Genomic DNA, 8,081 nt, shown 5'->3' with positions numbered 1-8,081 from the left:
ACCTTATAGAAAGTCGAGCCTGAAGAACGCCGTTTAAAATGGTGCTTTTCTGTGGGCGGCTGTTCTGTGCGCGCAGGTTCGATTTTCTATAAGGAAAAGTACGATGAAATTAGTAACAACTAAAAATGACAATTTTTTAGTAACAGAAATGCCAACAATGACCAGTCTGGAAATGGTGGACTATATTAATGCGGAGCGGAAATCAAAAGCGGAAGCAGAGAGATTAACGTTTCCTTGCAAAAAATATCGCAAGTTACAGCACAATAATTTTATGGCAAAGTACCCAAAGTTCTTGGAGAAACATCTGCTAAATTTTTAGCTGATGATATTTTCACCACTGGAAACGGTGCCCAGTCTATTCGAAAAATTTACCGATTTCCAAAACGTGAAGCCTGTCTAATGGCAATGAGTTACAGCTATGAGTTACAGGCTAAAATCTATGACTACATGACGGAGTTGGAAGAAAATAAAGGATTAGCTTTTACTATTGAGCAATTACAAAATATTGTTGCTACAGCCAGAAAAGAGTCTGATAAAGACTCTTCGGATGCTGGTCGTCGATTACGTAAGCGTCAAGATGATTTACCCATTCTTAAAAAAGCTGAAAAAACAGTAATGGAGTTATCTCAAATCCCCCTTGATTTAATTGGTGGAAGCATGAGGTTAGAAGGATGACTCCTGAGCAATTCATCGAAGCCAATGTTAAGGCCGAGTTAATCAAGCTGGGCTTTTCTACCTCTGTCGCCAGCTTAGCCACCCGTGAAGCCATCCGCTATTATCGCAAACAGCCAGCTAGTAGAAGAGGCAAGATGATAGAAGATTGTCTTAATCAAGCAAAAATTGTGGCCAGGTTAACAACAAAGCGATAATCGCAAATGAGTTCAATTAAACAAGTCAAAACTCGCCATGATAGCGAGGGTTTTCGTGTGCATTACGAAAATCCAGCAGGACGATTTCATAAAAGCTTTAAAACGCGGGAAGCTGCTTGCCATTTTCTTTTTCTGAGCGAATCTGAGCGATTTTTGGCGATGATGGCAAAAGAAAAAGAGCAATGCCGAGATTGGCATCTTCGCAAGTTGATTCAGTTTTATGTGGGGAAAAAGGTCTTTCAGTGTGAAACGGGGCATTTACGGCAAAGTTCGCTCGATACGATTAAACATGCCTTGTTTTCGATTGACGAAACGTTGCAAGCAAAAATGGCGTTGAATATTCGCCCGAGTGAATTTAACGGTTTACCGGAAAATACGCTTAAACATCTGCATTCTGCCTATTTGCTGCTGAAAGCAATGCGAAATGTTGGTGTCAGTCCAATTCCAAAATTGAAAAGAAAAGGGGAAAAGCCTATTTTCATTCCGGCGTTTGAGAATGTGGATAGGATGATTGAAGAAGCGCCCGTCAGAGAAAAGATTGCCTTCATCTTGGCATCGGTGATTGGGCTTCGGATAAGCGAAATATTGGCATTGGATTATAGCGATATTCAAGGGGAATATTTGAATATCTCAAAACATGTAACACGAAACGGTGTTATTGAAGGCTTAAAAGCTGACGTTCAGCGATTGTTACCGATGCCAAAAGGGTTATTGTCGCTATTGGATAAAAACAAGTTTGGGTTACATGAACCATTAATTGTCAGTCAATCAGTGAAAAGACTGTCGTTAAATTACAGTACGACAGGAATTGTTAAGGAATTACTGGAAAAATTCAGGATTGGGAAATTTCATAACTTACGGCATTTTGCAGCGGTACGTCTTATCAAAAAACGGAATGATATTCATGTTATTTCTAAAATGCTGGGTCATAAAAACATTGAGACCACCTCAAATATTTACGGTCGATTTTCAGGGTCAATTTTTGAGTTAAATTTTTAACATTTGCGTTCATTTTTTAATCATTAAGGTAAATGGGGTTAAAACCTTAATTGCTTTACATCAAAGGGATTCAGGTAAAAAATTACAGAATAGCCAAAAACGCATAATTCCGCAGTCATACTTCCGCATTTTGAAAAATTGGAAAACCTAATAATAACAACGCATGAAGAGGGATTTTTTTCGCATACTTCCGCAAAATAAGTCCGCACCCAAAATGGCTAATTTTACGAATGTTGCACAAAGGTTAAAAAGAGGTTGTCATGTCAGGGAAAGCTAAATATAAAAAAGCGTATATTGATGACGTGATCAACCTGTCTTTGGTGAAAGGCAAAGTATCAAATCATTTCATTGCAAAATGGCTGCATGTGGATGAAAAAACGATTAGAAATTGGCGAAAGGATTATTACGAATTTGATCATGCTTTTCATCATGCGGCCGACATTTTGAAAAAAGAGCTAGCAGAAACAGCAAGGCAAAACACCAAAATCCGAAAACGCAAAATTATTAAAACCACGGCAGACGGCGAAACGACAACGATAGAAGAAGTATTGCCTAGTCACAATGATATTGCCGTTTACAAAAAGATGGGGATCAATGAAGTCTTCTTTAACGATGAAAAGCATCAACAAAAAGAATACTTAAGATCGATACTCGAGCGAAAAAAATCAGCCGAAATCACTTCACTAGAGGCCGCGCAATTTTTAGAGATAGAAGGCATTCCTATACCAACTACCTTATTACTGGAAATTAAGCAATTGCAAGGTAGCCCTATACCAGAAGATATACTACCGCAAAATGCAATTACTCGAGAAATGACTTTAGAAGAGGCCGCAGAAGCGTACCAAAAACTGATGGGGTAAAGGGTTAAAATCGCTTACTTATTTATGTTATAAATGATATTAAATTTAAATATTTATTTAATATCAATTGATTATATGAGTTTAACCCCATTTTTTGTATTTTTATGTACACGTTTATGTGCAAAATATTTTTTTGAGTCGCTTTTTTCCGGACAAATTCCTATGCCGTTACCTTTTCCTTTTGACTTTAAAAAACCAGATTATTTTAAGGTATTTGAGTGGCGCGATGAGCGTCTACAACGGTTACGCCAGCAGCCGGAAAGTTTTAAACGATTAACCCGATTTTATAAGGATAATCCCGCGCAGTTTATTATTGACTGGGGCATGACGACAGACCCACGAAATGTCGATTACGGGTTACCGGTGACTATTCCTTTTTTGCTGTTCCCGAAACAGGAAGCATGGATTGACTGGATAATGACACGCTGGAAAGGACGTGAAAACGGTATTACCGAAAAAAGCCGCGAAATGGGCTTAAGCTGGACGTCAATTGCACTCGCATGCGCTTTATGTCTCTTTAATAAAGAGATGGTAATTGGCTTTGGCTCCCGCAAAGAAGAGTATGTTGACAGCACCGGTGACCCGAAAGCGTTGTTCTGGAAAGCCCGTAAGTTTATTGAAACTTTACCGCAAGAGTTTCGGGGAGGCTGGGTAGCGAAAAAACACGCGCCTTATATGCGGGTCAATTTTCCAAACACCGGCGCCATTATCAAGGGTGAAGCGGGGGACAATATTGGACGGGGTGACCGGACGACACTCTATTTCGTCGACGAAGCCGCCTTTTTGCCTCGTCCGCTATTGATTGATGCTGCCCTATCGCAAACTACCCGCTGCCGCATTGACTTAAGTTCGGTTAATGGGATGGACAATCCTTTTGCCCAAAAACGCCACAGTGGACGTATTCCGGTGTTTACCTTTCACTGGCGCAATGACCCCCGTAAAGATGAACAATGGTACGAAAAAGAGTGCCTGAAAATCGATAATCCGGTCATTGTGGCGCAGGAACTGGATTTGAACTATCAGGCGTCTGTTGAAGGTATCTTAATTCCCGCCGAATGGGTACAGGCGGCCATTGATGCCCATATCAAACTGGGGTTTTTGACAACGGGGGCTAAACGACTCGGTTTTGACGTTGCAGATGAGGGCGATGACAGCAACGCCCTCACGTTTGTACACGGATCGGTTGTCACGGATTGCCAGCAGTGGAGTAAAGGCGACGTGATCAGCTCAGCAAACCGAGTCAAAAACTATGCTGAGGAAGTCCATGCCGATGAAATCATCTATGACTCCATCGGGGTAGGGGCAGGGGTGAAAGCGCATCTACGACGGACATGTCATATCACCGCAACCGGATTCAACGCGGGTGGGGCTGTCTTTAAACCTGACGCAAAATATGTGGCGGGAAAAACCAATAAAGATATGTTCGCGAATATTAAGGCGCAAGCCTGGTGGGGCATCATGACCACCCTCGGGGGAGTCATGACAACGATTTTTGATTTTTTTACCCTTGAGCAGTGGGTAGCTGTGATGGGTATTGTCTGCACGATAGGGACATTTTTTATCAACGTGTACTACCGCAAAAAGGAGTACAGACTCAAGGAACGTCAGTATGAAGATACCGAAAAAAATATTGATGGCAACGGGCGGTAGTGCGTTGTTTTTAGCCTCAACGATGATAACGCATTTTGAAGGATTAAAATTTAAACCTTACTTCGATGGAGGTGGTGTACTCTCTGTTTGTTATGGTCATACAGGCAAGGATATTGTGCGTAACCGGATGTACACGCAAGAAGACTGCGATAAGTGGCTTAATGACGATTTAAAAGCCGTTAAACGTTATGTTGACCCGTTGATTAAGGTCAATATCAACACGCTAACACAGGCAGCCCTTTACTCATTTGCTTATAACGTGGGCGTGGGTAATTTTGCCAAATCGACCTTGCTCAAAAAGCTCAACAACAATGACCGAAAAGGGGCATGTGATGAGATGAAGCGGTGGGTTTATGTGAAAGGCGAAGTCTGGAAAGGGCTAATTACCCGTCGGGAAATTGAGAGCGTAATATGTTATGGCGACCTTACTCATTTATCGGAGTGATTATTGCAGGGTTAATTCTCTCACTTATTTTTATCAACTCCCGTTATCAAACCATCAGGCAAAACTACCAAACATTAAAACAGCAATATCGCGCACAAATTGAAGCCGTGAAATTACAGCAGCAAAAGATTGATTCTTTGCACCAACTCGATATTCAACACACGGAGAAATTAAATAATGCCAAAGCTGAAATTGCTAAGCTCAATGATGCTGTTCGTGCTGGCACTAAGCAGTTGCACGTCAATGCCGTGTGTCCAATACCCAAAACCGCTACCACCCAGAGCCGACATAATGAAGCCACCCCACAACTTAGTAAGGCAGCTCGAGAAGATTATTTCCGTCTCAGAGCGATGATAGCTGAGAACGAAAAGCAGACGGAATATCTACAGCAGTACATCAAAACACAGTGTCACTGAATCGGTCATTGGCACGTTCAAATCTTAACAATCTCAGCGCCACGCACGCGCATCAATAAAACACAGAACCTTATAGAAAGTCGAGCCTGAAGAACGCCGTTTAAAATGGTGCTTTTCTGTGGGCGGCTGTTCTGTGCGCGCAGGTTCGATTTTCTATAAGGAAAAGTACGATGAAATTAGTAACAACTAAAAATGACAATTTTTTAGTAACAGAAATGCCAACAATGACCAGTCTGGAAATGGTGGACTATATTAATGCGGAGCGGAAATCAAAAGCGGAAGCAGAGAGATTAACGTTTCCTTGCAAAAAATATCGCAAGTTACAGCACAATAATTTTATGGCAAAAGTACCCAAAGTTCTTGGAGAAACATCTGCTAAATTTTTAGCTGATGATATTTTCACCACTGGAAACGGTGCCCAGTCTATTCGAAAAATTTACCGATTTCCAAAACGTGAAGCCTGTCTAATGGCAATGAGTTACAGCTATGAGTTACAGGCTAAAATCTATGACTACATGACGGAGTTGGAAGAAAATAAAGGATTAGCTTTTACTATTGAGCAATTACAAAATATTGTTGCTACAGCCAGAAAAGAGTCTGATAAAGACTCTTCGGATGCTGGTCGTCGATTACGTAAGCGTCAAGATGATTTACCCATTCTTAAAAAAGCTGAAAAAACAGTAATGGAGTTATCTCAAATCCCCCTTGATTTAATTGGTGGAAGCATGAGGTTAGAAGGATGACTCCTGAGCAATTCATCGAAGCCAATGTTAAGGCCGAGTTAATCAAGCTGGGCTTTTCTACCTCTGTCGCCAGCTTAGCCACCCGTGAAGCCATCCGCTATTATCGCAAACAGCCAGCTAGTAGAAGAGGCAAGATGATAGAAGATTGTCTTAATCAAGCAAAAATTGTGGCCAGGTTAACAACAAAGCGATAATCGCAAATGAGTTCAATTAAACAAGTCAAAACTCGCCATGATAGCGAGGGTTTTCGTGTGCATTACGAAAATCCAGCAGGACGATTTCATAAAAGCTTTAAAACGCGGGAAGCTGCTTGCCATTTTCTTTTTCTGAGCGAATCTGAGCGATTTTTGGCGATGATGGCAAAAGAAAAAGAGCAATGCCGAGATTGGCATCTTCGCAAGTTGATTCAGTTTTATGTGGGGAAAAAGGTCTTTCAGTGTGAAACGGGGCATTTACGGCAAAGTTCGCTCGATACGATTAAACATGCCTTGTTTTCGATTGACGAAACGTTGCAAGCAAAAATGGCGTTGAATATTCGCCCGAGTGAATTTAACGGTTTACCGGAAAATACGCTTAAACATCTGCATTCTGCCTATTTGCTGCTGAAAGCAATGCGAAATGTTGGTGTCAGTCCAATTCCAAAATTGAAAAGAAAAGGGGAAAAGCCTATTTTCATTCCGGCGTTTGAGAATGTGGATAGGATGATTGAAGAAGCGCCCGTCAGAGAAAAGATTGCCTTCATCTTGGCATCGGTGATTGGGCTTCGGATAAGCGAAATATTGGCATTGGATTATAGCGATATTCAAGGGGAATATTTGAATATCTCAAAACATGTAACACGAAACGGTGTTATTGAAGGCTTAAAAGCTGACGTTCAGCGATTGTTACCGATGCCAAAAGGGTTATTGTCGCTATTGGATAAAAACAAGTTTGGGTTACATGAACCATTAATTGTCAGTCAATCAGTGAAAAGACTGTCGTTAAATTACAGTACGACAGGAATTGTTAAGGAATTACTGGAAAAATTCAGGATTGGGAAATTTCATAACTTACGGCATTTTGCAGCGGTACGTCTTATCAAAAAACGGAATGATATTCATGTTATTTCTAAAATGCTGGGTCATAAAAACATTGAGACCACCTCAAATATTTACGGTCGATTTTCAGGGTCAATTTTTGAGTTAAATTTTTAACATTTGCGTTCATTTTTTAATCATTAAGGTAAATGGGGTTAAAACCTTAATTGCTTTACATCAAAGGGATTCAGGTAAAAAATTACAGAATAGCCAAAAACGCATAATTCCGCAGTCATACTTCCGCATTTTGAAAAATTGGAAAACCTAATAATAACAACGCATGAAGAGGGATTTTTTTCGCATACTTCCGCAAAATAAGTCCGCACCCAAAATGGCTAATTTTACGAATGTTGCACAAAGGTTAAAAAGAGGTTGTCATGTCAGGGAAAGCTAAATATAAAAAAGCGTATATTGATGACGTGATCAACCTGTCTTTGGTGAAAGGCAAAGTATCAAATCATTTCATTGCAAAATGGCTGCATGTGGATGAAAAAACGATTAGAAATTGGCGAAAGGATTATTACGAATTTGATCATGCTTTTCATCATGCGGCCGACATTTTGAAAAAAGAGCTAGCAGAAACAGCAAGGCAAAACACCAAAATCCGAAAACGCAAAATTATTAAAACCACGGCAGACGGCGAAACGACAACGATAGAAGAAGTATTGCCTAGTCACAATGATATTGCCGTTTACAAAAAGATGGGGATCAATGAAGTCTTCTTTAACGATGAAAAGCATCAACAAAAGAATACTTAAGATCGATACTCGAGCGAAAAAAATCAGCCGAAATCACTTCACTAGAGGCCGCGCAATTTTTAGAGATAGAAGGCATTCCTATACCAACTACCTTATTACTGGAAATTAAGCAATTGCAAGGTAGCCCTATACCAGAAGATATACTACCGCAAAATGCAATTACTCGAGAAATGACTTTAGAAGAGGCCGCAGAAGCGTACCAAAAACTGATGGGGTTAAAGGGTTAAAATCGCTTACTTATTTATGTTTATAAAATGATATTAAA

Annotated in this window: 10 protein-coding genes and 1 pseudogene; all 11 read left to right on the top strand. The window is 40.4% G+C overall.

Annotated elements, in window-relative coordinates:
* Nucleotides 1-103: 103 nt before the first annotated feature.
* The 11 genes and pseudogenes from AYJ55_RS31200 to AYJ55_RS20905 all read left to right on the top strand — a co-directional run bounded on the left by AYJ55_RS31200 (nucleotide 104) and on the right by AYJ55_RS20905 (nucleotide 7,816).
* A pseudogene (locus tag AYJ55_RS31200) lies at nucleotides 104-675 on the top strand (Rha family transcriptional regulator).
* The gene (locus AYJ55_RS20950; RefSeq protein WP_063657645.1) at nucleotides 672-869 is read left to right on the top strand and encodes a hypothetical protein; all 198 of its coding nucleotides are present in this window, start codon (nucleotides 672-674) and stop codon (nucleotides 867-869) included. The pseudogene AYJ55_RS31200 and the gene AYJ55_RS20950 overlap by 4 nt, the downstream one beginning before the upstream one ends.
* 6 nt (nucleotides 870-875) lie before the next feature.
* Nucleotides 876-1,868: a tyrosine-type recombinase/integrase gene (locus AYJ55_RS20945; protein ID WP_063657707.1), complete on the top strand. Its 993-nt coding sequence runs from the start codon at nucleotides 876-878 to the stop codon at nucleotides 1,866-1,868.
* Between the two features lie 260 nt (nucleotides 1,869-2,128).
* Nucleotides 2,129-2,728, top strand: a complete 600-nt coding sequence (locus AYJ55_RS20940; protein WP_063657649.1) for a hypothetical protein — start codon at nucleotides 2,129-2,131, stop codon at nucleotides 2,726-2,728.
* 162 nt (nucleotides 2,729-2,890) lie between these two features.
* A complete protein-coding gene (locus AYJ55_RS20935) occupies nucleotides 2,891-4,378 on the top strand; it encodes an HP1 family phage holin (protein WP_342668195.1) in 1,488 nt (495 codons plus the stop codon).
* On the top strand, nucleotides 4,338-4,823 hold the full coding sequence (locus AYJ55_RS20930; RefSeq protein ID WP_063657599.1) for a lysozyme: 486 nt from the start codon (nucleotides 4,338-4,340) through the stop codon (nucleotides 4,821-4,823). Before AYJ55_RS20935 ends, AYJ55_RS20930 begins: the two co-directional genes overlap by 41 nt.
* A complete protein-coding gene (locus AYJ55_RS20925) occupies nucleotides 4,790-5,239 on the top strand; it encodes a lysis protein (protein WP_063657600.1) in 450 nt (149 codons plus the stop codon). The genes AYJ55_RS20930 and AYJ55_RS20925 overlap by 34 nt, the downstream gene beginning before the upstream one ends.
* Nucleotides 5,240-5,409: 170 nt before the next feature.
* Entirely contained in the window at nucleotides 5,410-5,982 is a 573-nt protein-coding gene (locus AYJ55_RS20920; protein WP_063657676.1) for a hypothetical protein, read from the top strand.
* The gene (locus AYJ55_RS20915; protein ID WP_063657645.1) at nucleotides 5,979-6,176 is read left to right on the top strand and encodes a hypothetical protein; all 198 of its coding nucleotides are present in this window, start codon (nucleotides 5,979-5,981) and stop codon (nucleotides 6,174-6,176) included. Before AYJ55_RS20920 ends, AYJ55_RS20915 begins: the two co-directional genes overlap by 4 nt.
* A 6-nt stretch (nucleotides 6,177-6,182) precedes the next feature.
* Nucleotides 6,183-7,175, top strand: coding sequence for a tyrosine-type recombinase/integrase (locus AYJ55_RS20910; protein WP_063657707.1), 993 nt, complete (start codon nucleotides 6,183-6,185; stop codon nucleotides 7,173-7,175).
* 260 nt (nucleotides 7,176-7,435) lie between these two features.
* Nucleotides 7,436-7,816, top strand: a complete 381-nt coding sequence (locus tag AYJ55_RS20905; protein ID WP_063657789.1) for a hypothetical protein — start codon at nucleotides 7,436-7,438, stop codon at nucleotides 7,814-7,816.
* Nucleotides 7,817-8,081 lie beyond the last annotated feature (265 nt).

Origin of the sequence: Candidatus Arsenophonus triatominarum (genome assembly GCF_001640365.1) — a bacterium.
GTDB lineage: Bacteria > Pseudomonadota > Gammaproteobacteria > Enterobacterales > Enterobacteriaceae > Arsenophonus > Arsenophonus triatominarum.
This window is presented reverse-complemented; position numbering and strand designations above follow the sequence as displayed.